Genomic DNA, 25027 nt, shown 5'->3' with positions numbered 1-25027 from the left:
CCGGTGTCCGGTTGTCTGGGAACGAACGCCAGGCAAGGTTCGGACCGGACGACGGCCGCGACCCATCGTTTTTGCGAGAACCGCAAAGCGGACTGCGAGACTGGGTCCATGGACACAGAAGCCAGGGACACGGAGCTGGAGCAGATCCTCGACGGCATCGGGCCCCGGCTGCGCAGGCTGCGCAAGGACCGGGGACTCACCCTCGAGGCCCTCGCGGCCACCACCGGGATCTCGGTCAGCACACTGTCCCGGGTGGAGTCGGGCATCCGGCGCCCGACCCTCGACCTGCTCATCCCGCTGGCCCGGGCGCACCGCGTCGCGCTCGACCAGCTGGTGGCGGCGCCGGCCAGCGGCGACCCGCGGGTGCACCTCCAGCCCCTGCGCAAGCAGCGCGGGAGCGTCCTCGTGCCGCTGACGCAGTACCCGGGCCGCGTGCAGGTCTTCAAGCAGGTGCTGTCACCCCGCCCGCCGGAACCGGTCACGCACGAGGGCTACGAATGGCTCTACGTCCTCGCCGGCCGGCTGCGCCTGATCCTCGGGGCGCGGGACGTCACACTGCTGCCCGGCGAGGTGGCCGAGTTCGACACCACGGAGCCCCACTGGTTCGGCCCCGCGGACGACAGCGCCGTGGAGATCCTGCACCTCTTCGGTCCCCGCGGAGACCAGGCCGTCGTCCGCGCCGGACCGTCCGCCTAGCGCCCAGCAGGCCGTCGTCCGCGCCGACCACCCATCTGGTGCCCTTGTAGGCCGTCGTCCGCGCCGACCGTCCACCTGGTGCCCTAGCCGCCGGAAGCGCTCCGCATCTCCCACACCAGGACCTCCGCGTCCCCCGTCGCGAGCAGCGCGAGGTCCCGCTCGGCGGAGACGCGCGCCGCGTCCCCCGCCGCCAGCTCCTCGCCCGCCAGCCGGACCGTGCCGCGCACCACGTGCACGTACAGGAGGTCCGCGTCCGGCAGCGCCGCCCGCTCGCCCGTCTCCAGGCGGCGCACGTGCAGCATCGCGCCCGCCGCCGGCAGGGCGTACGGGGTGGCGTCGGCGATGCCGCGGACGACGTCGTACGAGGGCTCCCCGCCGGGCTCGGCCGGCGCCAGCCACATCTGGACGAAGACGAGCGGCTCGGTGCCGTCGTTGCGCTCCACGTGCCGCACCCCGGCCGCCGAGCTCAGGTGCTGCACGTCCCCCGGCCCGACGACCGTCGCGTGGCCCGCCGAGTCGCGGTGGGTCAGCTCGCCCTCCACCACCCACGTGACGATCTCGGTGTGGCTGTGCGGGTGCTCGTCGAAGCCCGCGCCCGGCGCGAGACGCTCCTCGTTGCAGGCGATCAGCGCCCCGAAGCGCAGGTTGTCGGGGTCGTAGTGCGAACCGAAGGAGAAGGCGTGCCGGGTGTCGATGCCGGCCTCGGGGTCGCCGCCGGAGTAGCGCTCGCCGGCGCGCTGGATGCGTATCACGGCGCCCACGGTAGTCGTCGGGGGCCCGCGCGCCCCGCGAAACCGTCCCGACTCCGACCCGACTCCGTCCCGACTCCGCCCCGCCCCCGCACACGGCCGTCCCGATAAGGCAGTCTTGTCCCCGTGTCTGAACCCGTGAACGCCGCTCACCCGCATGCCGCGACCCTGAAGCGCCTCGAACAGTCCTCCGGGCGGCTCGCCGCCAACGCCATTGCCCGCATGGACGAGTCGCTGCCGTGGTACCGGGCGATGCCGCCCGAGAACCGGTCGTGGATCGGTCTGGTCGCGCAGGCCGGTATCGCCGCGTTCACGGAGTGGTTCCGGCACCCGGAGACCCCGCAGGCGATCTCCACCGACGTCTTCGGCACAGCGCCGCGCGAACTGACCCGGGCGATCACGCTGCGTCAGACCGTCGAGATGGTGCGGACGACGATCGAGGTCATGGAGGCCGCGATCGAGGAGGTCGCGGCGCCGGGCGACGAGAGCGTGCTGCGCGAGGCGCTGCTCGTGTACGCGCGGGAGATCGCCTTCGCGACCGCCCAGGTGTACGCGCAGGCGGCGGAGGCGCGCGGTGCCTGGGACGCCCGGCTCGAGTCCCTGGTCGTGAACGCGGTGCTGTCCGGCGAGGCCGACGAGGGCGCCGTGTCCCGCGCCGCAGCGCTCGGCTGGAACTCGCCGGAGCACGTGTGCGTGGTCCTCGGCACCGCCCCGGACGGCGACTCCGAGCTGACGGTGGAGGCGATCCGCCGCGCCGCCCGGCACGCCAAGCTCCAGGTGCTCACCGGTGTCCTCGGCGACCGTCTGGTCGTCATCGCGGGCGGCAACGACAACCCGCTGGCCGTGGCGAAGGCGCTGATCGGCCCGTACGCCGCCGGCCCGGTCGTGGCCGGTCCCGTCGTACCCGACCTGCTCGCCGCGACCCGGTCCGCGCAGGCCGCCGCGGCCGGTCTGAAGGCCGCTTCGGCGTGGCAGGACGCCCCGCGGCCGGTCCTCGCGGATGATCTCCTCCCGGAGCGCGCGATCGCCTCCGACCCTTCGGCGCGCGAGCAGTTGGTGGAGGAGATCTACAGACCGCTGGAGGAGGCGGGTTCGGCGCTGCTCGAAACGCTGAGTGTCTATCTGGAGCAGGCGAGCAGCCTGGAGGGCGCGGCGCGGATGCTCTTCGTACACCCGAACACCGTGCGCTACCGGCTTCGACGTGTGACCGACGTCACCGGATGGTCACCCTCCGATGTCCGCTCCGCGTTCACTCTGCGGATCGCGCTGATTCTGGGGCGCTTGGCCGACGCAGATACGCAGTCCTAGACTTTTGTCGAACACCAACAATTCCCCCGACGGTTCTTCGTCCTTGTCCCCACGGGCGTCAGGGACCGTCCCCAAGAGAGAGTGTGAGGGTGCTCGTACTCGTCGCTCCCGGCCAAGGCGCCCAGACGCCCGGCTTCCTGACTCCCTGGCTCGAACTCCCCGGTGCCGCCGACCGCGTCGCGGCCTGGTCCGACGCCATCGGGCTCGACCTTGCCCACTACGGCACGAAGGCGGACGCGGACGAGATCCGCGACACCGCCGTGGCCCAGCCGCTGCTCGTCGCGGCCGGCCTGCTGTCCGCCGCCGCCCTCGGTGACGTCACGCCCGGCGCCGTCGCCGGTCACAGCGTCGGCGAGATCACCGCGGCCGCCTTCGCGGGCGTCCTCGACGACCTCGCCGCGCTGCGTCTCGTACGCACCCGCGGTCTGGCGATGGCCGAGGCCGCCGCGATCACGCAGACCGGCATGTCGGCGCTGCTCGGCGGCGACCCCGAGGTGACCGTCCCGCACCTCGAGAAGCTCGGCCTGACCCCGGCGAACGTGAACGGAGCCGGCCAGATCGTCGCCGCCGGCACCCTGGAGCAGCTGGCCGCCCTGGAGGCGGACAAGCCCGAGGGCGTCCGCCGCGTCGTGGCCCTGAAGGTCGCGGGCGCGTTCCACACGCACCACATGGCCCCCGCGGTGGCCAAGCTGGAGGAGGCGGCGAAGCAGCTGTCCCCGGCCGCCCCGACCACGCGCTACGTCTCCAACAAGGACGGCCAGGTCGTGACCACCGGCGCGGAGGTCATCGCGCGCCTGGTCGGCCAGGTCGCCAACCCGGTCCGCTGGGACCTGTGCATGGAGACCTTCAAGGAACTCGGCGTCACCGGTCTCGTCGAGGTGTGCCCCGGCGGCACCCTGACCGGTCTCGCCAAGCGCGCCCTGCCCGGTGTCCCCACCGTGGCGCTGAAGACCCCCGACGACCTCGACGCAGCCCGCACGCTTATCGCAGAGTCGACGTCCACTGACACGGCCACGGCCTGACAAGGAGTGTCGAGAAGCATGGCGAAGATCCAGCCCAGCAAGGGCCACCCCTACGCGCGCATCATGGGCGTCGGCGGCTACCGCCCGACCCGTGTGGTGCCCAACGAGGTGATCCTGGAGAAGATCGACTCGTCCGACGAGTGGATCCGCTCCCGCTCCGGCATCGCGACCCGCCACTGGGCGTCGCCCGAGGAGACCGTCACCGCGATGTCGGTGGAGGCCGCGGGCAAGGCCATCGCCGACGCCGGGATCACCCCCGAGCAGGTCGGCGCGGTCGTCGTCTCCACGGTCTCGCACTTCAAGCAGACCCCGGCGGTGGCCACCGAGATCGCCGACAAGATCGGCGCCGGCAAGCCGGCCGCCTTCGACATCTCCGCCGGCTGCGCGGGCTTCGGCTACGGCCTGACCCTCGCCAAGGGCATGATCGTCGAGGGTTCCGCCGAGTACGTCCTCGTCATCGGCGTGGAGCGGCTCAGCGACCTGACGGACCTGGAGGACCGCGCGACGGCCTTCCTGTTCGGTGACGGCGCCGGTGCCGTGGTCGTCGGCCCCTCGCCGGAGCCGCACATCGGTCCCACCGTGTGGGGTTCCGAGGGCGACAAGTCCGAGACCATCAAGCAGACGGTGCCGTGGAACGACTACCGTGAAGGCTCCGTGGAGCGGTTCCCGGCCATCACGCAGGAGGGCCAGGCGGTGTTCCGCTGGGCCGTCTTCGAGATGGCGAAGGTCGCCCAGCAGGCTCTGGACGCCGCCGGCATCTCGGCGGACGACCTGGACGTCTTCATCCCGCACCAGGCCAACATGCGGATCATCGACTCGATGGTGAAGACGCTCAAACTGCCGGAGCACGTCACGGTCGCCCGTGACGTGGAGACCACCGGCAACACCTCGGCCGCCTCGATCCCGCTCGCGATGGAGCGGCTCCTGGCGACCGGCAAGGCCAAGAGCGGCGATACGGCGCTCATCATCGGCTTCGGGGCGGGTCTCGTCTTCGCCGCGACGGTCGTTACTCTCCCCTAGGCACTCCGGATCATCCGGAAGCCCTTTTCTACAGAACACACCAGAAGGAGCGCCACCATGGCCTTCACCCAGGACGAGATCGTCAAGGGCCTCGCCGAGATCGTGAACGAGATCGCCGGCATCCCGGTCGAGGACGTCGAGATCGACAAGTCCTTCACCGACGACCTGGACGTCGACTCCCTGTCCATGGTCGAGGTCGTCGTGGCCGCCGAAGAGCGCTTCGACGTCAAGATCCCCGACGAGGACGTCAAGGGTCTCCGCACCGTCGGCGACGCCACGAACTACATCCTCGAGCACCAGGCCTGATTCGGCCGCAGCCGGACCTGGTCCGGCTGAACCGGTTCGCCACCCGGCGGTGGCGCCGTTTTTCGACCATCACACACATGGAGAAAGAATTCCTGTGAGCTCGACCAATCGCACCGTGGTCGTCACCGGTATCGGCGCAACCACTCCGCTGGGTGGCGACTCCGCTTCCACGTGGGAGGGCCTCCTCGCGGGCCGCTCCGGCGTGAAGCCCCTGGAGGGCGAGCGCTTCGCCGAGCTGCCCGTCCGGATCGCCGCGCTCGCCGCGGTGGACCCCTCCGAGGTGCTCCCCCGGCCGCTGGCCCGCAAGCTGGACCGCTCGGCGCAGTTCGCGCTGATCGCGGCCCGCGAGGCGTGGGCCGACGCCGGCTACACCGCCCCGGCCGGTGAGGACGAGAAGATCGAGCCCGAGCGGCTCGGCTCCGTCATCGCCTCCGGCATCGGCGGTGTCACCACGCTGCTCGACCAGTACGACGTGCTGAAGGAGTCCGGCGTCCGCCGTGTCTCCCCGCACACCGTGCCGATGCTCATGCCCAACAGCCCCTCCGCCAACGTCGGCCTGGAGGTGAACGCCCGGGCGGGCGTGCACACCCCGGTCTCCGCGTGCGCGTCGGGTGCCGAGGCCATCGGCTACGCCATCGAGATGATCCGCTCCGGCCGTGCCGACGTGGTCGTCGCCGGTGGCACCGAGGCGGCGATCCACCCGCTGCCGATCGCGGCCTTCGCCAACATGATGGCGATGTCCAAGAACAACGACGAGCCCCAGAAGGCCTCCCGCCCCTACGACAAGGGCCGTGACGGCTTCATCCTGGGCGAGGGCGCGGGCGTCGTCGTGCTCGAGTCCGAGGAGTTCGCCAAGGCGCGCGGCGCGCGGATCTACTGCGAGGCGCTGGGCCAGGGCCTGTCCGCCGACAGCCACCACATCGCGCAGCCCGAGCCGACCGGCCGCGGCATCGCCGCCGCGCTGCAGAACCTGCTCGACGACACGGACCTCAAGCCGTCCGAGGTCGTGCACCTCAACGCCCACGCCACGTCGACCCCGCAGGGCGACGTCGCCGAGATCAAGGCGCTGCGCAAGGTCCTGGGCGACGACCTGGACCACGTCGCGGTCTCCGCGACCAAGTCGATGACCGGCCACCTGCTCGGCGGCGCCGGCGGCATCGAGACCGTCGCCACGGTCCTGGCGCTGCACAACCGCATCGCCCCGCCGACGATCAACGTCGACGAGCTGGACCCGGAGGTCGAGGCCGACATCGTCCGCGACACCCCGCGCGAGCTGCCGCAGGGCACGATCGCCGCGATCAACAACTCGTTCGGTTTCGGCGGCCACAACGTGGTGCTGGCCTTCCGTACGGTCTGATCCGCCTCGGCCGGGCCCCCACGGCCCGCCGGACGGAGTCCGGCACAGCGCTCCGAAGCCCGCGAAGCGGTGCGAGGGGCGCACGGGGGAGAGGTCAACTCGTTCGGTTTCGGCGGCCACAACGTGGTGCTGGCTTTCCGTACGGTCTGATCCGCCGTCACACGCCTGCTGAAGGCCCCCTGCCGGAACGTCCCGGCAGGGGGCCTCTGCATGTGCGAGCAGAAGTCTCAGTTGACGCCGACGACGCTCTCGGCTGCGCGGCCCCGGACGGCGCGGTCCTCGACGGCCAGCACGAAGCCCGCGCGGCCCGCCGCGAGCAGGGCGGCGCCCGCGAGGAGCCACCACCACACGGTGCCGCCGTCGGGCCAGGAGCCCTCGCAGGCGAAGTTCATCTCGCCGAGCCCCTCGACGACGAAGCCGCCGAGCAGCACCGCGGCCGCGCCGAAGAGCGCCCCGGACAGCAGAACGGCGGCCGTCGCGGCCGCCGGACGTCTACGCATCTCGCCCCCTGCCCCGGGCCCGCCCCCTGCGGGCCCCCGGCGGGGAATCCAGAGCAGCCGGGTTCCTCAGACCACCTGGTGCAGCCAGCGGACCGGGGCGCCCTCGCCCGCGTATCGGAAGGGCTCCAGCTCGTCGTCCCAGGGCTTGCCGAGCAGCTTGGCGATCTCGGCCTCCAGCTGCGTCTCGCCGTGGGTGGCGCGGGCCAGGGCGGCGCGCAGCCGGTCCTCGGGGACGAGGATGTCGCCGTGGATGCCGGTCACCGCGTGGAAGATGCCGAGCTCGGGCGTGGCGCTGTACCGCTCGCCCTCGGCGTTGGAGCAGGGTTCCGCGGTGACCTCGAAGCGGAGCATCTGCCAGCCGCGCAGCGCGGAGGCGAGTTTGGAGGCCGTGCCGGTCTCGCCCTGCCAGGAGAACTCGGCTCTCCAGGTCCCGGGGGACGCCGGCTGACGGATCCAGTCGAGCTGGACCCTCGCACCGAGGACGCCCGCGACCGCCCATTCGACGTGCGGGCAGAGCGCGCGCGGTGCGGAGTGTACGTACAGGACTCCACGTGTCGTCACCGGGACCTCCAGTGTGGGGACGAGGTTCGCCGTACCCAGCGGCCTCAGTAAACATCATCACGAGAAGCAGTCTTCGCAAACCCCCAAAAAGGGGACAGCATGTGACGTGATGTAATTTACCGGAGCCGATCGGCGGGGGCGCCTCTGGTTCGACGGGGGAAAAGCTACCGTGCCGGGCCCGCGTCGGGGTGACGTACGGTCGGTCGGGGGCGGGTGAGCACCAAGCTTTCACCCGCCAGGACGCCGGAGGAGGGGCTCCCGAATGCGCGGGCGAAAACGTTTCAGCACCGCTGTCGCCGCGGTGACGGCGGCGCTGCTCGGTACGGCGGCCCTGGCGGGCTGCTCGGCCGGCGACGCGGCGGACGCCACCCGCCCGGCGGCCCAGCCGAGGCCCAAGCCGAAGCCGAAGCCGAAGCCGGTGTGGAACACGGCCCCCGGCTCCGTCGCCGCTGTCGGCGACTCCATCACCCGCGCCTTCGACGCCTGTACGGTCCTCGCCGACTGCCCCGAGGTCTCGTGGGCGACCGGCACGGACGCGGCCGTCAACAGCCTCGCGCTGCGGCTGCTCGGCCCGGAACGGGTCGCGGGCCGGAGCTGGAACCTGGCCAGGACCGGGGCCCGGATGGCCGAACTGCCCGCGCAGATGGCGCGGGCGGCGGCCCGGCGCCCGGAGCTGGTCACGGTGATGATGGGCGCGAACGACGTCTGCCGGGACCGGCCCGAGCTGATGACCCCGGTCGCCGACTTCCGCGCCTCCTTCACGACGGCCCTCGCCCGGCTGCGAACCGGGGCGCCGAAGGCGCAGGTGTACGTGTCGAGCGTGCCGGACCTGAAGCGGCTGTGGGCGACCGGCCGGGTGAACCCGATGGGCCGTCAGGTGTGGCGACTGGGCATCTGCGGCTCGATGCTGAAGGACGCCGAGGACCTGGGCCCGGCCGCCGAGCGGCGCCGCGCGCAGGTGAGCGAGCGGGTGGTGGCGTACAACCGGGTGCTCCAGGAGGTGTGCGCGAAGGACACCCGCTGCCGTTACGACGGCGGCGCGGTCTTCGGCTTCGCCTTCGACGACGGTCAGCTGAGCCCGTGGGACTGGTTCCATCCGAGCCGGGACGGCCAGGCGCGGCTCGCGGAGCTCGCGTACCGGCAGGTCACGCGGGAGTAGACGCCGAGGGCCCCGGGGCGGTGTCAGGTTCCGCCCCGGGGCCGGCCGGTGGGGAGAGACGTCAGATCTCCAGGGTCGCCGTGAGGCGGGTGTCGGTCAGCGAGTGGGCGGCCCGCACCTCGTACGCACCGGTGACGAGGGTCCAGGCCCCCCGCTCGCCGGCCTCCTCGTCCCAGATCTCGAAGGCGCGGCGCGGGAGTTCGATCCTGACCTCGACGGTCTCGCCCGCGGCGGCCTCGACGCATCCGAAGCCGGCCAGCCAGCGCGCCGGGCGTCCGGCGCCGCCGGCGACCGGGGCGAGGTAGATCTGGACGACCTCGCGGCCGGTGCGCTCGCCGGTGTTGGTGAGGGCGACGGTGGCGCTGTCCGGGGTGACGACGAGGGAGTCGTACGACCAGGTGGTGTAGCCGAGGCCGTGGCCGAAGGGGTACGCGGGGACGGCGCCGGACTTGTCCCAGGCGCGGTAGCCGATGAACACGCCCTCGGCGTAGTCGAGTCGGCCGTCGGTCGGGGTGACCTCGGTGACGGGCACGTCGGCGAGGGCGGCCGGCCAGGTGGTGGGCAGCCGGCCGCCGGGCTCCTCGGCGCCGGTGAGCACGTCGGCGAGGGCGGCGCCGCCCTCCTGGCCCGGGAACCAGCTGAGCAGGATCGCGGCGACGTCCTCGCGCCACGGCATCTCGACCGGGGAGCCGGCGTTGACGACGACCACGGTGTTCGGGTTGGCGGCGGCGACGGCCCGGACGAGGTCGTCCTGGCGGCCGGGCAGGGCGAGGTCCTTGCGGTCGAAGCCCTCGGACTCGACGCGCTCGGTGGTGGCGACGACCACGACGGCGGTGTCGGCGGCGCGGGCGGCCTCGACGGCTTCGGCGATCAGTTCGTCGGGGTCACGGCGCGGACCGAGGTGGACGAAGGAGAACATGACTGCGGGCAGCGGGGCCGCGAACTCCTTGTCGAGGGTGTGCCGCAGGGAGACCTCGACGGTCCGCCCGGCCGTGAGGGCGACCCGGCCGCGCTCGACGGGCGAGCCGAAGAACGCCTCGAAGGGGTCGGTCTCGGGGCCCATGGTCTGCACGCCGTCGAAGAGCGTCCGCCCGTCGACGGTGAGCGTGAAGGCGCCGAGGCCGCGGGTGCCGAAGGCGTGCTCGCCGCTCTCGCGCGGGGTGAAGGTGCCGGTGACCTCGATGGAGGCGAGGGTGTCGTGGGTGACGCCGGCCGGCAGGTCGTCGCCGATCCACTGGACCTGGCCGTTGGGCAGGCTGCCCTCGCCGATGACCGTGCCGTGGGCGTCACGGCACACCGCGCGCAGGGTGAACCCGGGCGAGAGGGAGCCGGCCGGGGCGAGCTCGTCGCTCGGGTCGGCGCCGATCGCGTACGAGAGGGTGCCCTCCGGGAGGGCGGCGGTGAGGCCGTCGAGCGGGGAGACGGTGTGCTCGGGGAAGACCTGCGCGGAGCCGCCGCCGAGGACGCGGGCGTCGCGGGCGGCGGCGCCGGAGAGGGCGACGGTCGCGCCGGCCGCGAGCGGCAGGGCCCGGCCCTCGTTCCGTACGAGCACGAAACCGCGGCGGGCGATCTCGCGGGCCAGCGCGTCGCCGTCGATGCCGGCGGGCGGCTCGGCGACGACCGGCGGGACGCCGTCGAGGGCGCCGACGCGGGCGGCGAGCCGGAGGACGTTGCGCACGGCGGTGTCGACGGTGCTCTCGTCGACCTCGCCGGCCCGGACGGCGGCGGCGAGCGCCTCGCCGTACACGGTCTGCGGGCCGGGCATGGCCACGTCGAGGCCGCCCTCGATGCCGGCCCTGGTGGAGCGGGCGGCCATCCAGTCGGAGACGTTGTAGCCGTCGAAGCCCCACTCGCCGCGCAGCACCTCGTTGACGAGGTGGTGGTGCTCGGTCATCGTCACGCCGTTGACCTGGTTGTAGGCGGTCATGATGCCCCACGGGTGGGCGTTCCTGACGATGGCCTCGAAGGGCGCGAGGTAGAGCTCGCGCAGCGGGCGCGGGGCGATCCGGTTGTCGACGGTGAACCGGTCGGTCTCGGCGTCGTTGCCGACGAAGTGCTTGACGGTGGTGCCGACGCCGCCGTCCTGGACGCCCTGGACGTAGCCGGTGGCGATGGCGCCGGTGAGGTACGGGTCCTCGCTGTACGCCTCGAAGTGGCGGCCGCCCAGCGGGCTGCGGTGCAGGTTGACGGTGGGCGCGAGGAGGACGTGGACGCGCTTGCGGCGGGCCTCCTGGGCGAGCAGCCGGCCGGCCCGGCGGGCGAGCGCCGGGTCCCAGGTGGCGGCGAGCGCGGTGGGGGAGGGCAGCGCGACGGACGGGTCGTCGGCGGTCCAGCGGACGCCGCGGACGCCGATCGGGCCGTCGGACATGACCAGGGAGGCCAGGCCGATCTCGGGCAGGGCCGGCAGCGACCACATGTCCTGGCCGGCGAGCAGCCGGGTCTTGGCATCCAGGTCGAGCTTGGCGAGGGCCGCCTCGACGGCCTGCTCGCGCTCGGTGTCCGCGTCGGTCCGCGGCGTCGTCTCTGCCATGGCCGTTCCTCCTGGTCCGAAGTGCTGGGGTGCGGCCATGGTGACTCGCCTACCTGTAGATCGGTAGGTTACGTTAGCATTTCGTTATCTTCAGTTCGTGGGGATGCCGTACGGTCCTGTCAGAGTCAGGGCGTCGGAAGGGGGCGAGTGCGATGGCACGGGCCAGGAGCGAGGAGCGGCGGACGGAGATCGTCCGGGCCGCCCTCGAAGTGATCGCCGAGCGCGGCTACCGGGGCGCGTCACTCGGCGCCGTCGCGGAGCGGGTCGGGCTCACCCAGCAGGGCCTGCTGCACTACTTCCCGACCAAGGAGGCGCTGCTCGTCGCCGTCCTGGAGGAGCGCGACCGCTGGGACACCAGCGGCGGCCGGGACCGGGAGCGCTGGCGCCTCGACCTGATGGAGTCGCTCGTCGAGTACAACGCCATGCGCCCCGGCATCGTGCAGACCTTCTCCGCGCTGCTCGGCGAGAGCGTCACGGAGGACCACCCGGCCCGCGCCTTCTTCACCGAACGCTACGTCCAGGTGCGGGAGAACATGGCCGACGTGCTGCGCGCCGAGTACGGCGCCGAGCTGCCCGGCGGCCTGACCCCGGAGCGGGTGGCGCCGCTGCTCACGGCGGTGATGGACGGCCTCCAGTTCCAGTGGCTGCTCGACCCGGACGCGGTGGACATGCCGGCGTCGTTCCGGGACTTCCTGGCGCTGCTCGCCCCGGCGGGCCGTCCGGCCGGCGCGGGTCGAGACACCCCCTAGCGCGGGGTGATCCCGCCCGCGTACACGTGGTCGGGGGTGATGACGCGGGTGATCGCCCGGGCCACCAGGGTCGACGGCTCCTGGCCTCCGGCGACGAGGGAGTCGGTGTTCAGGATGAGGACCATGGTCGCCTTCTGCTCGGGCAGGTAGACGGTCACGGTCTCGTAGCCCGGCAGTGAGCCGTTGTGCCCGATCCAGCCGTTGGTCTTGAGGATGCCGAGGCCGTAGCTGGTACCGGGGAAGCCGGTCGGCAGCAGCTTCAGGCGCTGCTTCTGGGTCTCGGGGCTGAGCAGCTCTCCGGTGGCGAGGACCGGGGCCCAGTGGCGCAGGTCCCGCAGGTTGGAGATCATCCCGCCGGCCGCCCAGGCCCAGCTGGGGTTCCAGTCCGTGGTGTCGGCGACGGCCCCGGTGAGCGTCTGGTTGCTGTAGCCGTGCGCGTGCGGCTCGGGGAACTCGGCACCCTCCGGCAGGAAGGTGTGGCGCAGGCCGCCCGGGCGGACGACGCGCTCATGGATGACGTCCCTGAGCGGCCGGCCGGTCACCTTCTCGATCACCAGGCCGAGCAGGACGAGGTTGGAGTTGCAGTACTGGAACGTCTTGCCGGGCTCGGCGATGTTCTTGTGCCGGTAGCCGTAGGAGAGGGCCTCCCACGGTTCGAGCTGCCGCTCCGGCTCGCTGTACAGGTCGTGGATGAACTCGGGGTCGGAGGTGTACGGGAAGAGGCCGCTGCGCATCTCGGCGAGGTGGCGCAGCGTGATCTTCTTGCCGTTGGGAACGCCGCGGATGTACGTGTCGATGGGGTCGTCCAGCCTCACCCTGCCCTCGTCGACGAGTTCGAGCAGCGCGGTGACCGTGAAGGTCTTGGTCTCGCTGCCGATCCGGACGTAGGTGTCGGCGAACATCGGCTGTCCGGTGGCCTTGTCGGCGACGCCGCTGGTACGGACGTAGCAGCCCCTGCCGGGCAGCCACAGGCCGACGACGAGTCCGGGGACGGCGGCCTGCTTGCGGACGTCCTCGACGGTCCTGTCCAGCTTGGCGGTGAGCTCGTGTCCGAGGCCGCCGGGCGGGCAGTCGTCGCCGTGGTGCGGGCCGGCGCCGACGGCCGCCGGGACGGCCGTGGCGGGGGCCGTCGCGAACGGGGCCATGACGGAGGCCGCGAGCAGGGTGGCGGCGAGCAGCCGACGGCGGTGGGTACGTGGCATGGTGGGGCGCCTCTTCCAGGTTCACGGGGTCGGACGGCCACAGATCACCACCGGAACCCGCGCCGGAACGCCGCCCGTGGTCCGCGTTCCGGTGAGTCCACTCGTTCGGCGCCCCGGGCGCCCCGGACGGCGCCCCTACCGCGCCACCGCCGCCAGGCCCTCGCCGGCGAGCGACGGGTGGGCGGTGAGGGCCGCGTGCACGGCTCCGGGGCAGGGAGCTTGTGCACGGGAGGCGCGTGACCCGACTCGCCGGAGTTAATACCTCCAACCCGCCATTGATCCTTACAGGTCGGCATGGGAAGCTGAAGGCCATGATCGTCGCCGCCACGCAGTTCGCCCCGGTCGCCGGGGACATCGCCGCCAACGTCCGCGCCGTCGCCGGCCTCGTCCGCGCCGCCGGTGCCGAGGGCGCCCGGCTCGTCGTCTTCGCCGAGCTGTCCCTCACCGGCTACGAGCCGAGCCTCGTCCGGGACAACCCCGAGCTCGTCCTCACCGAGGACGACCCGCGCCTCGAACCCGTACGGGAGGCGTGCCGGGCGGTCTCGGCTGCGGCCGTGGTCAACGGGCCGGTGCGGGCCGCCGGTTCGCGCCCCGCCATCACCAGCCTGGTGATCGGCCCGGACGGCACGCTGCTCGCCCGCTATGACAAGCAGCACCTGTACGGCATCGAGGCCGAGGTCTTCGAGGCGGGCACGGCCGACGGGCGCTTCGAGCTCGACGGCGTCCGGTTCGCGACCGCCACCTGCTACGACAACCGCTTCCCCGCGCTCGCCGAGCGGGCCGCCGCCGACGGCTGCGCGGCCTATCTGGCGAGTTCGGTGCTGGGCGCCGACAACGACTCCTTCGAGGCCGTCTACCCGGTGCGGGCCCGGGACTTCGGTCTGCACGTGGTGCTGGCGAACGTCCTCGGGCCCAACGAGGACGGGGTGGCCGGCGGTCTGGCCGGCGCCTGGGGCCCGGACGGCGAGCGGCTCGCGGACGCCGGCCCGGACAAGCCGGGGCACGTGCTCGTGGACGTGCCGGACGGCCGGTGATCGCCTCACCGGCCGTCCGGTCCTGACGGAGGGTCACGGAACCACCGGTCCGTGACCCACCGCCGCGCCCGTCAGGGGCTCTTCGGTCCTCCCCCTACGGGGCGCTCAGGCCCAGCGTGTACGCGCCGGAGCCGCTGTAGGCGTGGACCAGATAGCGGTAGTAGCCCGCGGTGCCGTTGTACGTGATGTCCTCGTCGGCGCTCGCCGTGCCGCCGACCGCCACGTCCGCCCAGCCCGACCCGTTCCACTTCTGCAGGTACAGGTCGAAGTCGGCGCCGGCCGGGCCGCGCAGGCAGCCCACGTGGGTGCCGGAGGTCGCCGAGTAGTAGTACGAGCCGTCCGGCTGGGCCTGGGCCTGACCGTCGGCGAGCGTGCCCCGGTACGTGTACTCGGTGTTGTCGCAGCCGGTGGGCGGCGTCGTGCCGCCGACCGTCAGCTGGTAGGTCACGGTGTGCGTGGCGGAGCCCGTACCGGTGACGGTGATCGGGTAGGTGCCGTTCGCCGCGCCGGACGCGACCTGGACCGTCATGGTCGAGGAGCCGCCGGAGGTCACCGAGGACGGGCTGAAGGAGACGGTGACGCCGCTCGGGGCGCCGCTCGCGGAGAGCTGCACGGTCTGCGCGCTGCCGCCGGTGGTGGCCGTGCTGACCGTGGAGGTGGCCGAGGCGCCCGGCTGGACCGAGCCGGAGGCCGGGTTCAGGGAGAGCGAGAAGTCCGGAGTGGTGGTGCCGCCGCAGTCGGTCTCACCGGACTGGGCCGGGACGCCGACGGCGTTCCAGGCGGCCTTCACCGCGTTGCACTCGGCGCTGCCGTAGGTGTTCTTGGCGCTGGCCAGGGTCGCCTTGCGGGCCGCGAGGTGGTTCCAGGAGGAGGTCTTCATGAGCAGCGCGCCCATGAAGATCTTGCCGGCCTTCTGCACGCCGATGCCGGTCACCGAGGACGGGCCGCCGGAACATATGGGGCTGGCGGGCTTGCCGCCGCCCGGGTTGGAGCCCTCGGCGAGCAGGTAGAACCAGTGGTTCTGCGGGCCGGCCGCCGCGTGCACCTCGGTGCCGGAGGTCAGCTGCGGGTAGCAGTTGGGGTCGCCGGCGAGCGAGGGGTTGTACATGTAGCGGATCGGCTTGCCGTCGCCGAAGAAGTTGACCTTCTCGCCGACGGTGTAGTCCGGGGTGTCGTTCGCGTTGTTGGCGAAGGCCTCGGTGAGCGCGCCGAAGATGTCGCCGGTCGACTCGTTCATCCCGCCGTTCTCGTTGGACGAGCCGGAGCTGCCGGGGGTCTTGTCGAAGACCTCGTGGCCGTACTCGTGGGCGACGACGTCGATGGCGGTGAGCTGGTTGGCGTTCTGCTGGTTGTGGCCGAAGGTGGTCTTGGTGCCGTCGTAGTAGGCGTTGACGTCGCCCAGGCCCGCCTGGGCCGGGACCATCCCGCCCTGCCCGTTCTGGCCGTTGTAGCCGAACCACTGCTTGAGCATGTCGTACTCGCGCTGGGCCGCGTACATGATGTCGACGCAGGCCGTCACCAGGTCGTTGGCGCCGCCGTTGCCCCACGGCGAGGAGCCGGTGTACGTGCCGCCGTTCTGCCCGCCGCAGCGCAGGCCGGAGCGGTTCGGGTCGGTCATCGAGGTGGCGGCGGTGTCGATGGTGACGTTGCCGTTGTGGTAGCCGCGGCCGTCGGCGTCCACGACCTTGTCGTGGACGCGGGCGACGGCGCCGGTGCGGGCGTCGACATAGGTGTCGAGCGAGCTCGGCAGGCCCTTGGCGGTGCGGCCCACGACCAGCGTGTGCCAGGTGAGGACCGGCTTGTTCCCCTTGAGCAGCACGGTCAGTTCGGGCGTGCTCGCGCTCTCGACGCGGGCCAGGCGCGCCTTGGCGGTGGCGAGGGCGGCGGACGCGGTCACCGTGGCCCTGGTGGAGAGCGTGAGGGCCGCCGGGGTGGGTGCGGCGGCGATGTCGCGGACCTTGCCGGCGCTGTCGGAGACGACGACGGCGTCACCGCCGGCCACCGGCAGGCCCTTGTAGGTGCGCTGGTAGGCGGCGTAGTAGAGGCCGCCGGCCCACGGGGTGACGGCGGTGCGGACGAGTTCCTCGTCGGCGCCGTGGCGCAGCCCGTCGAGTCCGCTGTCCGCGGCCTTGTCGGCGGCGGCGAGCGCGAGCGACTTGCCGTGCCCGGGCGGTACGGGCCGCGCCTGCGGGGCCGCGGCGGAGGCGGTGGCCGCGAAGGTGCCCGCGAGGCTCGCCGTCAGGGCGAGCGCGGCCAGGGCCGCCGGGAGTCTGGTGGGGTGCACGTCTGCTCCGTTCGGGTGGGGGGAGACGGTGGGACGCGCCGAGTATGGGTGTGGACATGGCAAGTCGGGGACCTCTCAGCCGCCATAAGACCGGAGTTATGGCGAAGCCTGTCCTCCGCCCCGACCCCTGTCTAACCTGGCGAAATGCAGCTGGAGTTGAGGCATCTAGAGGCCGTCTGCCGGATAGCGGAAGCGGGCAGTCTGGGGCGCGCGGCGGCCCGGCTCGGGGTGTCCCAGCCGGCCCTGTCCGCGCAGTTGCGGCGGATCGAACGGGCCGCGGGCGGCGAGCTGTTCACGCGCGGGCGGCACGGGGTGGAGCCGACGCCGCTGGGCGAGTTCGTGCTCTCCAAGGCGCGCCGGGTGCTCGGCGAGATGGACGCCCTCGCGGCCGGCGCCCGGGCCGCCGCGCCGCACGCGACGCTGCGGCTGGGCTGCATCCTGCTGGTCCTCGTGGACCGGCTGATCGGGCGCCTGGACGAGGAGCTCTCCGGGCAGGAGATCGCCGTCAGCATCGACGTCGAGCACTCGGTGACCACGCTCAGCCGGATGCTCGGCGCCGGACAGTACGACGCGATCGTGTACGGCGAGGTCGACGACCACGAGGTGCCGCTGCCCGAGGGCGTCGCGGCCCGCACCCTCGTCCCGAAGGAACCCTTCTGCGTGCGCATGTCGGCGGCGCACCCGCTGGCCGGCCGGGACCGGGTCGACCTCGCCGACCTGGCCGGCGAGACCTGGATGACCATGGTCGAGGACGACGACGGCGGCCCGGAGGCACTGGTCGAGGCGTGCCGGAGGGCCGGCTTCACCCCGTCGCTGCGCTACCGGATCGCCGACCGCAAGATGCACTACGACCTGATCGCGGCCGGCCGCGCGATCTCCGTCTCCCAGCCGACCGCCCCGCCCGCCGAGGGCACCGTGCTCCGCCCGCTGGCCGGCGACCCGATCACCGGCCGGATCCGCCTCGCCTGGAACCGCGCCGCCGTCTCCGAGCGCCGGGCCCGCCTCCTCTACCGGGCGGCGGGGCTCGCGTACCTGGACAACGTGGCGCACAACGAGTTCCACCGCACGTGGTGGGAGGCGCGTCCGGAGCTGCACCCGGTCCTCGACTGAGCGACGCTGGTGTCAGAGCGCGGGTGTCAGAGGTGAGCGACGGTGACCGACTACGCGAAGGTGTTCCGGGCGCTGCCGGGCATGGTCGCGCTGCTCACCCCGGACCTGCTGTACGTGGACGCCAACGACGACTTCCTGCGCCTGTCGGGCCGCACCCGGGAGCAGCTGGTCGGCCACCACGTCTTCGACGTGTTCCCCGACAACCCGCAGGACCCGGCCGCGACCGGGGCGCAGAACCTGGCGGCGTCGCTCCGGCGGGTCCTGGAGAGCGGCGAGCGGGACTCCTTGGCCCCGCAGCGCTACGACGTCGAGTCGCCCGAGCGGCCCGGGGAGTGGGACGTGCGGTACTGGAGCGCGGTCAACGCGCCGGTGCTCGGTCCCGACGGGCGGGTCGAGCTGCTCGTCCACCGGGTGGAGGAGATCACCGAGCTGATCCGGTCCCGTGGCGAGGCCGCCGGCGACGGCCGCACCCGGGTCCTGGAGGCCGAGCTGTACACGCGGGCGCGCGAGCTCCAGGAGGTCAACGAGCGGCTGCGCGCCGCGCACGCCCGGGAGCGCGAGGTGGCGCTCGCCCTCCAGGAGGCGATGCTGCCGGCGCCCGGGCCGATCGGGCCGCACCGGGCCGCGGTCCGCTACCGGCCCGCGGCGGGCACGCTGAACGTGTGCGGCGACTGGTACGACCTGGTCGCGCTCGGCGGCGGCGACCGGATCGGCGTGGCGGTCGGCGACGTGGTCGGGCACGGTCTGGCCGCCGCCGGGGTGATGGGCCAGCTGCGCAGCGCGCTCAGCGCCGCCTCGCGCGTGACGAAGGGGCCCGCGCAGGCCCTGGACGTGCTCGATCTGTACGCCCGCTCGGTGGAGGGCGCCGAGAACTCGACCGCCGTCGAGACCTGGATCGACTACGAGCGGGGCGTCGTCACGTACAGCAGCGCCGGGCACCCGCCGCCCGCGCTGCGGCACCCGGACGGCAGCGTGGAGTTCCTGGACCGGGCGACGGATCCGCCGCTCGGCGCGCGCCCGGCGCACATCCGCCGGCCGCAGGCCGAGACCGCGTTCGGCACGGGCGCCGCGCTCGTCCTCTACACGGACGGCCTGGTCGAGCGGCGCGACGAGGACATCGACGCCGGGCTCGCCCGGCTCGCCGAGACCCTGCGGCGGCACGGTGAGGCGGGCCCGGAGGCGCTGGCGGACGCGCTGCTCTTCGAGATGCTGCCGGTGGGCGGGGCGACGGACGACACGGCGCTGATCGTGGTCGGGCTGTGAGGCGTCCGGGCGGGTCCCGCGCCCCGCGCGGAGTGTTCGACGGGATCGGGCGGGCCTTGCGGACATAGTGCGGGCATGGCACCCACCCCCCGCATCCGCGCGGCCCTCCTCGCCGCCGCCCTGCTCGCCGCCGCACTCCCGGCCACGGTCACGGCCGCCGTCGCCCGCTCGCACCCCGGCCCGCCCGATGACCCCGGCCACGGTGGCCACGGCGGCCACGGCCGCCACGACTGCGTCCGCACCGAGCACCCGGACGACGAGGGCCGGCTGGTCCTCGACATCGCGCGCAAGGCGCAGCAGGACCTCAAGCTGAAGGCCGTGCTGCTCCGGGTCACCGAGGACGGGCGGGAGGTCGTCACCGACGCCCTCGGCGAGTCGATGACCGGCGTGCCGGCCGAGCCGGACATGCACTTCCGGGCCGGTTCGGTGGCCTTCGCGCACATCGGCACGGCCCTCCTCCGGCTGGTCGAGCAGGGCCGGGTCGACCTCGACGCCACCGTGGAGCCCTGGCTGCCGGAGGTGCCGCGGGCGAACGAGATCACGATCCGCATGCTGGCGAACAACACCAGCGGCCTGCACGACTACGTGACCGACCCGAAGTTCGACAAGGAGCTGACGGCGCACCCGTTCCGCCACTGGACGCCGGACGAGCTGCTCGCGTTCCCCTTCTCCCACGACTTCTGGTACGACCCGGGGACCAACTGGAGCTACTCGCACGCCAACTACCTGCTCCTGGAGCGCGCCCTGGAGCGGATCACCGGTCAGCGGATCGACGAGCTGGTGGAGGAGCTGGTCACCGGCCCGCTCGGGCTGCGCAACACACAGAACAACTTCACCCCGGAGATCCCGCGGCCGGTGCTGCACGCCTTCACCTCGGACCGCGGCCTCTACGAGGAGTCGACCTTCTGGAACCCGTCGTGGACCACCGGCCCCGGCGCGGTGATCACGTCGGACGTCTGCGACATGACCCGCTCCGCGCAGGGCATCGGCAGCGGTGAGCTGATCTCGCGGCACTCGTACCGCACCCTGCTGAACCCGGGCACGGTCGGCCTCGGTCACCCCACCAAGAAGTGCCCGGCCGACATCTGTCTGAAGCAGACCGAGGCCAAGCACTTCGGGCTCGGGGTCATCGTCGCGAACACCTGGCTGCTGCAGAACCCGTCGTTCTCCGGGTACGCGGCGATCCAGGCGTATCTGCCGTCGAAGCGCCTGGCCATCGCGGTGTCCGCGACCAAGACGCCGGACACCGCCGAGGGCAACATGGCCGAGGTGGTCGCGAAGCGGATCGCGGCGGCGCTGGCCCCGGAGCACCCGCTGCAGCCCTGACCCGACGCGGTGCGGGTCAGGCGGTCAGGTGCGTCACGCCGTGCGTCCCGTCGTTCGTCCTGCCGTTCGTCTCGTCGTCGTCCTGGCCCCCGGCCGCCGTCTCGCCGTTCAGGTCGCGGGCCATCAGGGTGGCCCCGGCGACCGCGCCCGGCATCAGCAGGACGGCGACGAAGGGGACTAGGAAGGCGAGGGTGAGCGGGACTCCGAAGCCGAGGGCGGCCATCCGGCGGCCGCGCAGCAGTCCGAGGCGCTGCTTGAACTCGACGCCCCGGCGCTGGAGCGCGACCGCCGTCAGCTCCTCGGTGAGGAAGAAGCCGGAGACGCAGAAGCCGACGGCCGGCACGACGGTCTGGCCCACGACCGGGACGAACCCGGCCGCGAAGAGCAGGATGCCGTAGAACGCGACCCGCACCAGGACCCGCAGGCTGTCCCGGGCCGAGATCCACAGCTCGCGCCAGAGCGGCAGCCCGGACTCGGGCACCTCGCCGCCCTCGGTGTGGTCGACCGCCTCGGACAGCGACTCGTAGAAGGGCTGGCCGACGAGGAGCGTGACGGCGGTGAAGCTGATCACGGCGAGGAAGAGACCGAGCGCGTAGACGAGGAAGTCCAGCGTGCCGCGGAGCAGGCCCTGCCAGGGCGAGCCCCAGTCGTCGGCGAACGGGGTGGCCCAGGCGGTCAGGTCGTCGGCGCCGTAGAAGAGGCCGACGAGCGCCCCCACGTACAGCACGAAGGTGACGAGCCCGGGCAGCAGCCCGAACCCGAACCACCGGCCGTGCCTGCCGACCCACTTCTGGCCCTGCAGCAGGTAACCGAACCCCGCCCCGAAATCACGCATGGCGATCACTCTAGGGCTTGCTCCGGCCTCACCCGTACGAGGGAGGGCCGCACCCTGGTCGGTCAGGGTGCGGCCCTCGTGCACAGTCTGCCCGGCTACGGCTCAGACCGCGAGCTCGACCGTGATGTTGCCGCGGGTCGCCTTGGAGTACGGGCAGACCTGGTGGGCCTTCTCGATCAGGCTCTTGGCGGTCTCGGCGTCCACGTTGGGAATGGTCGCCGAGATCTTCACGATGATGCCGAAGCCCTCGTCGTTCTTGCCGATGCCGACCTCGGCGGTGACCGTCGAGCCGGAGACGTCGGCGTTCTCGTTGCGGGCCACGACGCCCAGCGCGCCCTGGAAGCAGGCGCTGTAGCCGGCCGCGAAGAGCTGCTCGGGGTTGGTGCCGGCGCCGGAGCCGCCCATGGCCTTGGGCGGGTTGACGACGACGTCGAGCTGGCCGTCGTCGGTGGCGACACGGCCGTCGCGTCCGTTCTCGGCGGTGGCGACGGCGGTGTACAGGACGTCGGACTGCTGAATCGACATGCTGTTGTCTTCCTTTTCGTTCGCCGCGACTCGCGCCCACGATCGCGACGGCTGAGGGAAGACTAACGGGTCGCCCGGCGGACCGGTCGAACTAGCGGGCGATCGAGACGACCATCTTGCCGGTGTTGTCGCCGCGGAGCAGGCCGAGGAAGGCGTCCACGCCGTTCTCGATGCCGTCGACCACGGTCTCGCCGTACTTGAGCTCACCGGAGCGCAGCCAGCCGCCGACCTCCTGGACGAACTGCTGCTGCAGGCCGTAGTGGTCGCCGACGAGGACGCCCTGGAGGCGGAGCCGCTTGCCGATGATCATGGCCATGTTGCGCGGGCCGGGGACCGGCTCGGTGTCGTTGTACTGGGCGATCATGCCGCAGATGGTGGCCCGGCCGTGCACGTTGAGCGTGGAGATCGCGGCTTCCAGGTGGTCGCCGCCGACGTTGTCGAAGTAGACGTCGATGCCGTCCGGGGCGGCCTCGCGGAGCTGGTCCTTGACCGGGCCGTTCTTGTAGTTGAAGGCGGCGTCGAAGCCGAGCTCCTCGACGAGCCACTTGACCTTCTCGTCGGAGCCGGCCGAGCCGATGACCCGGGAGGCGCCCCTGAGCTTCGCCATCTGGCCGACCTGGCTGCCGACCGCGCCGGCCGCGCCGGACACGAAGACGGCGTCGCCCTCCTTGAAGGAGGCGACCTCGAACAGGCCCGCGTAGGCCGTCAGGCCGGGCATGCCGAGCACGCCGAGGTACGTGGAGAGTGGGGCGAGCTCCGGGTCGACCTTGGTGGCGTGCTGCGCGGGCACGTCCGCGTACTCGCGCCAGCCGAGGCCGTGCAGGACGTGGTCGCCGACCGCGAAGCCCTCGGCGTTGGAGGCGATGACCTCGCCGACCGCGCCGCCGTCCATGGGGTGGTCGAGCCTGAAGGGGGCGATGTACGACTTCACGTCGTTCATCCGGCCGCGCATGTACGGGTCGACGGAGAAGTGCAGGTTGCGCACGAGGATCCGGCCCTCGGCGGGCTCGCCGACCGGCACCTCGCGCAGGGCGAAGTCCGCGGGCACGGGCCAGCCGTGCGGACGGGAGACCAGGTGCCACTCGCGGCTGGACGCGGGAAGGACGGACATCGTCGGGACCTCCAGAAAAGCTTCAGCTAGTGAAACAACCATGCTCCTGAATATTTCAGGTTGTCAAGTATCGGAGTACGATGGTGGGCATGCCCGCAACGCCCATCCCGCGCACGGACCCGCTGACCCTCGAAGTCGTCGAGCTGATCGGCACGGTCGTGGCGCGGTACCACGAGGAGTACGAGGAGGCCGCGGCGGCGCACGCGCTGACCGGCGCGCAGGCGCGCGTGCTCGGCCTGCTCGCCCTGGAGCCCACGCCGATGCGGAAGATCGCCGACAAGCTCAAGTGCGAGCCGTCGAACGTCACGGGGATCATCGACCGCCTGGAGTCCCGCGGCCTGGTCGAGCGCCGCCCCGATCCCGCCGACCGCCGGGTCAAGGTCGCCGCACCCACCGACGAGGGCCGCGCCACCGCCCGCCGCCTGCGCGAGTCGCTGCGCTTCGCGCGCGAGCCGCTGGGCGAGCTCACGGCGGCGGAGCGCACGCTCCTGCGCGACCTGCTGAAGCGGATGCTGGGCGAGGACGCGGGGAGCTAGGGGGTGTCTTGTCGATCAGGCCGGATCAGGGAGCGGCGTCTGGTGCATGGGGTCTCCCCAGGCCCGCAGGGCCTAGGGGACGCATCGCAAGGCGGAGGAGGGAGTCCATGCGGAGCATCGGCGACCGACGACAACGCGGCGAGGCGCGGTGCTGGGGGCACCTCCCAGGCGAAGCTCTGGGGGAGTCGCGAGCCCGGCATGATCGACGAGACACCCCCTAGGGGGGCCGACGGCTAGACGCACCACCACAGGAAGGGCGTGCAGGTCTTCGTCGGACTGGGGCTCGGGCTCGGGCTGCCGCTCGGGCCGCCGTCGCCCGGTGCCGGTGTGCCGGTGCGCGGGTCGGAGGCCGTGCCGCTCGCGGAGGGCGAGGCGGAACCCGAGGGCGTGCCGGACGGCGTGGCGTCGCCGGGGCCCGCGGTGCCGCTGGGCGCGAGACCGGTCCCGCCGCCCGTACCCGTACCCGTACCGGAGCCCGTACCCGTGCCCGTACCCGTACCGGCTCCCGCGCCGTCCCCCGAGCCGTCGGCGTCTCCACGGCCTGAGCCGCGGGTCGCGTGGCCGCTGCCCTCCGGGCGCGGCGAGCCGGAGGCGACGGGGGCGGGACCGTCGGACGGGCCGGTGGAATCGGCCGGGGGCGGCGGCTCCGGGTCGAGGGTCGTCCGGGAGACGTCGTCCTCCTGGACGGCGGTCGCGGCCCCGCCGTCGACCGACGGCTCCAGGGCCGCCTTGGCCAGGCTCAGCGACCCGGCCGCGAGCGCGACGCCGAGCGCGCCGAGCAGCACCGCGCGCCCACTGCGGGAGCGCGCCCTCCGTCCGCCACTCTTCCGGCCGCCTCGCTGGTCCTGGCGGCGCGCGGCGGCGCGCCCTCCGGTGGGGCGGGGCGGCTCGACCGGGTCCAGTTCCAGCTCGTAGCTGAACTCCGGCGCGACGGGCGCCGGGGTCTCGGCCGGTTCCGTGGGCGCGGGGGAGAACGGTGGGGGGGAGAAGTACCGCAGCTCCTCGGCGGGGGTCCCACAGCCCGCACAGGCCAGGGCGCCGTTGAGATGCCGTCGGCACTGGAGGCAGTAGTCCATGGCGCCCGCAGGCTATGCGGCGGCGTGGGCCCGGCTGAAGGCGCGGAAGTGAGGATCCTGTGAGGAAACCGCAGGTCGACGGCGTGTCGTCGCGTATCTCCCCGTTCGGGCAGGATGGGCGCATGACCCCTGCCGCCCCCTTTGGGCCGTACGAGTTCCAACTCGTCCTGCTGCGCCGGATGGCCGATCACCAGCCGGGGCTCGTCGAGGACGCGCTGCGCGAACTGGGCGCCACGCGAGCCGAGATGCGGGAGGCGAACAAGCGCTGGCAGGCGTGGGCGCACGCGGGGCGCGGCCCGGGCGAGTTCGACCGCTACCGGCAGGCCCTCGGCGAACCGGAGCGCCGCGAGGCGGCGCCCGGTTTCCCCGGCAGCGAGGCGTGGATCTGGCCGGTGCCGCTCTGGCCCGAGCTGCGCTTCACCGTCCTGGCCGGCCCGCCCCGCCGCACCGTCTGGGCCCGCTCCCTCACCCGCGCCCCCGGCGCCCCCGTACCGCCGCTGCGCACCGCGGCCGATCTGATCCCCTGGCAGGTCACCGCCGACGAACTCTGGCGCGCCACCGAGCACCCCCGCCCCCGCGAGGGCGTCTCCCCCGCCCTCACCCGCCTCGACTTCACCCTCCCCGACGGCACGGAACACGGCGCGGAGTTCGCCTGGGGACTGCTGCAGCGCCTGGTGCCCCCGCTGGACGCGCGGCAGGGACCCGAACCCACCCCCTGACCTGACTTTCCGTCAGTACGACGGCACCCCCCTGGCGGCTCAGTTCGGC

General features: G+C 72.9%; 24 protein-coding genes. 14 read left to right on the top strand and 10 right to left on the bottom strand.

Features of this window, described 5'->3' with window-relative positions; all coding sequences use genetic code 11:
• Window positions 1-108: 108 nt before the first annotated feature.
• Window positions 109-696, top strand: coding sequence for a helix-turn-helix domain-containing protein (locus ACIRSU_RS18355; RefSeq protein ID WP_403793256.1), 588 nt, complete (start codon window positions 109-111; stop codon window positions 694-696).
• 83 nt (window positions 697-779) lie between these two features.
• Here the strand turns inward: ACIRSU_RS18355 and ACIRSU_RS18350 are convergent, their stop codons facing one another.
• On the bottom strand, window positions 780-1448 hold the full coding sequence (locus ACIRSU_RS18350; RefSeq protein WP_403793254.1) for a pirin family protein: 669 nt from the start codon (window positions 1446-1448) through the stop codon (window positions 780-782).
• Window positions 1449-1571: 123 nt separating this feature from the next.
• Between ACIRSU_RS18350 and fasR the strand changes: the two genes are divergently transcribed.
• The 5 genes from fasR to fabF all read left to right on the top strand — a co-directional run bounded on the left by fasR (window position 1572) and on the right by fabF (window position 6458).
• On the top strand, window positions 1572-2753 hold the full coding sequence (fasR, locus tag ACIRSU_RS18345) for a fatty acid biosynthesis transcriptional regulator FasR (protein WP_403793252.1): 1182 nt from the start codon (window positions 1572-1574) through the stop codon (window positions 2751-2753).
• An 89-nt stretch (window positions 2754-2842) separates the two neighbouring features.
• Window positions 2843-3775: an ACP S-malonyltransferase gene (locus ACIRSU_RS18340; protein WP_403793251.1), complete on the top strand. Its 933-nt coding sequence runs from the start codon at window positions 2843-2845 to the stop codon at window positions 3773-3775.
• Between the two features lie 18 nt (window positions 3776-3793).
• On the top strand, window positions 3794-4795 hold the full coding sequence (locus ACIRSU_RS18335; protein WP_403793249.1) for a ketoacyl-ACP synthase III: 1002 nt from the start codon (window positions 3794-3796) through the stop codon (window positions 4793-4795).
• Window positions 4796-4852: 57 nt separating this feature from the next.
• Window positions 4853-5101 carry an acyl carrier protein gene (locus ACIRSU_RS18330; RefSeq protein WP_403793247.1) on the top strand — a complete coding sequence of 83 codons (249 nt, stop codon included), beginning with the start codon at window positions 4853-4855 and terminating at the stop codon, window positions 5099-5101.
• 94 nt (window positions 5102-5195) lie between these two features.
• Window positions 5196-6458, top strand: coding sequence for a beta-ketoacyl-ACP synthase II (gene fabF, locus ACIRSU_RS18325; RefSeq protein WP_403793246.1), 1263 nt, complete (start codon window positions 5196-5198; stop codon window positions 6456-6458).
• A 227-nt stretch (window positions 6459-6685) separates the two neighbouring features.
• Here fabF and ACIRSU_RS18320 read toward each other — a convergent pair whose 3' ends face one another.
• The gene (locus ACIRSU_RS18320; RefSeq protein WP_403793245.1) at window positions 6686-6958 is read right to left on the bottom strand and encodes a hypothetical protein; all 273 of its coding nucleotides are present in this window, start codon (window positions 6956-6958) and stop codon (window positions 6686-6688) included.
• A 66-nt stretch (window positions 6959-7024) separates the two neighbouring features.
• Window positions 7025-7519: a DUF3145 domain-containing protein gene (locus ACIRSU_RS18315; protein WP_403793243.1), complete on the bottom strand. Its 495-nt coding sequence runs from the start codon at window positions 7517-7519 to the stop codon at window positions 7025-7027.
• 262 nt (window positions 7520-7781) lie between these two features.
• Between ACIRSU_RS18315 and ACIRSU_RS18310 the strand changes: the two genes are divergently transcribed.
• Complete coding sequence (locus tag ACIRSU_RS18310; protein WP_403793241.1) at window positions 7782-8678, top strand: SGNH/GDSL hydrolase family protein; 897 nt, start codon at window positions 7782-7784, stop codon at window positions 8676-8678.
• Window positions 8679-8739: 61 nt separating this feature from the next.
• Here the strand turns inward: ACIRSU_RS18310 and ACIRSU_RS18305 are convergent, their stop codons facing one another.
• Window positions 8740-11208, bottom strand: a complete 2469-nt coding sequence (locus ACIRSU_RS18305; protein ID WP_403793239.1) for a glycoside hydrolase family 3 protein — start codon at window positions 11206-11208, stop codon at window positions 8740-8742.
• A gap of 152 nt (window positions 11209-11360) precedes the next feature.
• On the opposite strand from ACIRSU_RS18305, the gene ACIRSU_RS18300 reads away from it, so the two are divergent.
• Window positions 11361-11957 carry a TetR/AcrR family transcriptional regulator gene (locus tag ACIRSU_RS18300; RefSeq protein ID WP_403793238.1) on the top strand — a complete coding sequence of 199 codons (597 nt, stop codon included), beginning with the start codon at window positions 11361-11363 and terminating at the stop codon, window positions 11955-11957.
• Here the strand turns inward: ACIRSU_RS18300 and ACIRSU_RS18295 are convergent.
• Entirely contained in the window at window positions 11954-13159 is a 1206-nt protein-coding gene (locus ACIRSU_RS18295) for a serine hydrolase domain-containing protein (RefSeq protein ID WP_403793236.1), read from the bottom strand. The two genes, ACIRSU_RS18300 and ACIRSU_RS18295, sit on opposite strands and share 4 nt — an antisense overlap.
• A 311-nt stretch (window positions 13160-13470) precedes the next feature.
• Between ACIRSU_RS18295 and ACIRSU_RS18290 the strand changes: the two genes are divergently transcribed.
• The gene (locus tag ACIRSU_RS18290) at window positions 13471-14193 is read left to right on the top strand and encodes a carbon-nitrogen hydrolase family protein (protein WP_403793234.1); all 723 of its coding nucleotides are present in this window, start codon (window positions 13471-13473) and stop codon (window positions 14191-14193) included.
• Between the two features lie 94 nt (window positions 14194-14287).
• On the opposite strand, the gene ACIRSU_RS18285 is transcribed toward ACIRSU_RS18290, so the two are convergent.
• Entirely contained in the window at window positions 14288-16477 is a 2190-nt protein-coding gene (locus tag ACIRSU_RS18285) for a M4 family metallopeptidase (protein WP_403793232.1), read from the bottom strand.
• Between the two features lie 144 nt (window positions 16478-16621).
• On the opposite strand from ACIRSU_RS18285, the gene ACIRSU_RS18280 reads away from it, so the two are divergent.
• The 3 genes from ACIRSU_RS18280 (at window position 16622) to ACIRSU_RS18270 (ending at window position 20176) form a co-directional block, all read left to right on the top strand.
• Window positions 16622-17587 carry a LysR family transcriptional regulator gene (locus ACIRSU_RS18280; protein ID WP_403793230.1) on the top strand — a complete coding sequence of 322 codons (966 nt, stop codon included), beginning with the start codon at window positions 16622-16624 and terminating at the stop codon, window positions 17585-17587.
• Between the two features lie 42 nt (window positions 17588-17629).
• Window positions 17630-18850, top strand: a complete 1221-nt coding sequence (locus tag ACIRSU_RS18275) for a PP2C family protein-serine/threonine phosphatase (protein ID WP_403793228.1) — start codon at window positions 17630-17632, stop codon at window positions 18848-18850.
• Between the two features lie 75 nt (window positions 18851-18925).
• Window positions 18926-20176 (top strand): serine hydrolase domain-containing protein, encoded by a 1251-nt coding sequence (locus ACIRSU_RS18270; RefSeq protein WP_403793226.1) that lies wholly within the window; start codon window positions 18926-18928, stop codon window positions 20174-20176.
• A 16-nt stretch (window positions 20177-20192) separates the two neighbouring features.
• Here the strand turns inward: ACIRSU_RS18270 and ACIRSU_RS18265 are convergent, their stop codons facing one another.
• The 3 genes from ACIRSU_RS18265 to ACIRSU_RS18255 all read right to left on the bottom strand — a co-directional run bounded on the left by ACIRSU_RS18265 (window position 20193) and on the right by ACIRSU_RS18255 (window position 22647).
• On the bottom strand, window positions 20193-21011 hold the full coding sequence (locus ACIRSU_RS18265; RefSeq protein ID WP_403793224.1) for an EI24 domain-containing protein: 819 nt from the start codon (window positions 21009-21011) through the stop codon (window positions 20193-20195).
• A 102-nt stretch (window positions 21012-21113) separates the two neighbouring features.
• Window positions 21114-21536 carry an organic hydroperoxide resistance protein gene (locus ACIRSU_RS18260; protein ID WP_190156521.1) on the bottom strand — a complete coding sequence of 141 codons (423 nt, stop codon included), beginning with the start codon at window positions 21534-21536 and terminating at the stop codon, window positions 21114-21116.
• A gap of 91 nt (window positions 21537-21627) precedes the next feature.
• The gene (locus tag ACIRSU_RS18255; RefSeq protein WP_403793222.1) at window positions 21628-22647 is read right to left on the bottom strand and encodes an NADP-dependent oxidoreductase; all 1020 of its coding nucleotides are present in this window, start codon (window positions 22645-22647) and stop codon (window positions 21628-21630) included.
• A gap of 89 nt (window positions 22648-22736) precedes the next feature.
• Here ACIRSU_RS18255 and ACIRSU_RS18250 point away from each other — a divergent pair, with 89 nt between their 5' ends.
• Window positions 22737-23183, top strand: a complete 447-nt coding sequence (locus tag ACIRSU_RS18250; protein WP_403793220.1) for a MarR family winged helix-turn-helix transcriptional regulator — start codon at window positions 22737-22739, stop codon at window positions 23181-23183.
• Window positions 23184-23416: 233 nt separating this feature from the next.
• On the opposite strand, the gene ACIRSU_RS18245 is transcribed toward ACIRSU_RS18250, so the two are convergent.
• Window positions 23417-24259, bottom strand: coding sequence for a hypothetical protein (locus tag ACIRSU_RS18245; RefSeq protein WP_403793218.1), 843 nt, complete (start codon window positions 24257-24259; stop codon window positions 23417-23419).
• Window positions 24260-24381: 122 nt separating this feature from the next.
• Here ACIRSU_RS18245 and ACIRSU_RS18240 point away from each other — a divergent pair, with 122 nt between their 5' ends.
• A complete protein-coding gene (locus ACIRSU_RS18240) occupies window positions 24382-24978 on the top strand; it encodes a hypothetical protein (RefSeq protein ID WP_403793216.1) in 597 nt (198 codons plus the stop codon).
• Window positions 24979-25027: the final 49 nt, after the last annotated feature.

Origin of the sequence: Streptomyces sp. NPDC101160 (assembly GCF_044768205.1) — a bacterium.
In the GTDB taxonomy this organism is placed as follows: Bacteria; Actinomycetota; Actinomycetes; order Streptomycetales; family Streptomycetaceae; genus Streptomyces.
Note: the sequence above shows the minus strand (reverse complement) of the source record. Positions and strands in the feature narration are given on the sequence as shown.

What these genes read in the sequence shown, in the direction of transcription:
- ACIRSU_RS18280 (WP_403793230.1), top strand. Translation starts at nt 16,622, where the DNA reads ATGCAGCTGGAGTTGAGGCATCTAGAGGCCGTCTGCCGGATAGCGGAA.
- ACIRSU_RS18245 (WP_403793218.1), bottom strand. Translation starts at nt 24,259, where the DNA reads ATGGACTACTGCCTCCAGTGCCGACGGCATCTCAACGGCGCCCTGGCC.
- ACIRSU_RS18310 (WP_403793241.1), top strand. Translation starts at nt 7,782, where the DNA reads ATGCGCGGGCGAAAACGTTTCAGCACCGCTGTCGCCGCGGTGACGGCG.
- ACIRSU_RS18240 (WP_403793216.1), top strand. Translation starts at nt 24,382, where the DNA reads ATGACCCCTGCCGCCCCCTTTGGGCCGTACGAGTTCCAACTCGTCCTG.
- ACIRSU_RS18335 (WP_403793249.1), top strand. Translation starts at nt 3,794, where the DNA reads ATGGCGAAGATCCAGCCCAGCAAGGGCCACCCCTACGCGCGCATCATG.
- ACIRSU_RS18290 (WP_403793234.1), top strand. Translation starts at nt 13,471, where the DNA reads ATGATCGTCGCCGCCACGCAGTTCGCCCCGGTCGCCGGGGACATCGCC.
- ACIRSU_RS18250 (WP_403793220.1), top strand. Translation starts at nt 22,737, where the DNA reads ATGCCCGCAACGCCCATCCCGCGCACGGACCCGCTGACCCTCGAAGTC.
- ACIRSU_RS18295 (WP_403793236.1), bottom strand. Translation starts at nt 13,159, where the DNA reads ATGCCACGTACCCACCGCCGTCGGCTGCTCGCCGCCACCCTGCTCGCG.
- ACIRSU_RS18320 (WP_403793245.1), bottom strand. Translation starts at nt 6,958, where the DNA reads ATGCGTAGACGTCCGGCGGCCGCGACGGCCGCCGTTCTGCTGTCCGGG.
- ACIRSU_RS18305 (WP_403793239.1), bottom strand. Translation starts at nt 11,208, where the DNA reads ATGGCAGAGACGACGCCGCGGACCGACGCGGACACCGAGCGCGAGCAG.
- ACIRSU_RS18355 (WP_403793256.1), top strand. Translation starts at nt 109, where the DNA reads ATGGACACAGAAGCCAGGGACACGGAGCTGGAGCAGATCCTCGACGGC.
- ACIRSU_RS18265 (WP_403793224.1), bottom strand. Translation starts at nt 21,011, where the DNA reads ATGCGTGATTTCGGGGCGGGGTTCGGTTACCTGCTGCAGGGCCAGAAG.
- ACIRSU_RS18270 (WP_403793226.1), top strand. Translation starts at nt 18,926, where the DNA reads ATGGCACCCACCCCCCGCATCCGCGCGGCCCTCCTCGCCGCCGCCCTG.
- ACIRSU_RS18330 (WP_403793247.1), top strand. Translation starts at nt 4,853, where the DNA reads ATGGCCTTCACCCAGGACGAGATCGTCAAGGGCCTCGCCGAGATCGTG.
- ACIRSU_RS18255 (WP_403793222.1), bottom strand. Translation starts at nt 22,647, where the DNA reads ATGTCCGTCCTTCCCGCGTCCAGCCGCGAGTGGCACCTGGTCTCCCGT.
- ACIRSU_RS18300 (WP_403793238.1), top strand. Translation starts at nt 11,361, where the DNA reads ATGGCACGGGCCAGGAGCGAGGAGCGGCGGACGGAGATCGTCCGGGCC.
- ACIRSU_RS18260 (WP_190156521.1), bottom strand. Translation starts at nt 21,536, where the DNA reads ATGTCGATTCAGCAGTCCGACGTCCTGTACACCGCCGTCGCCACCGCC.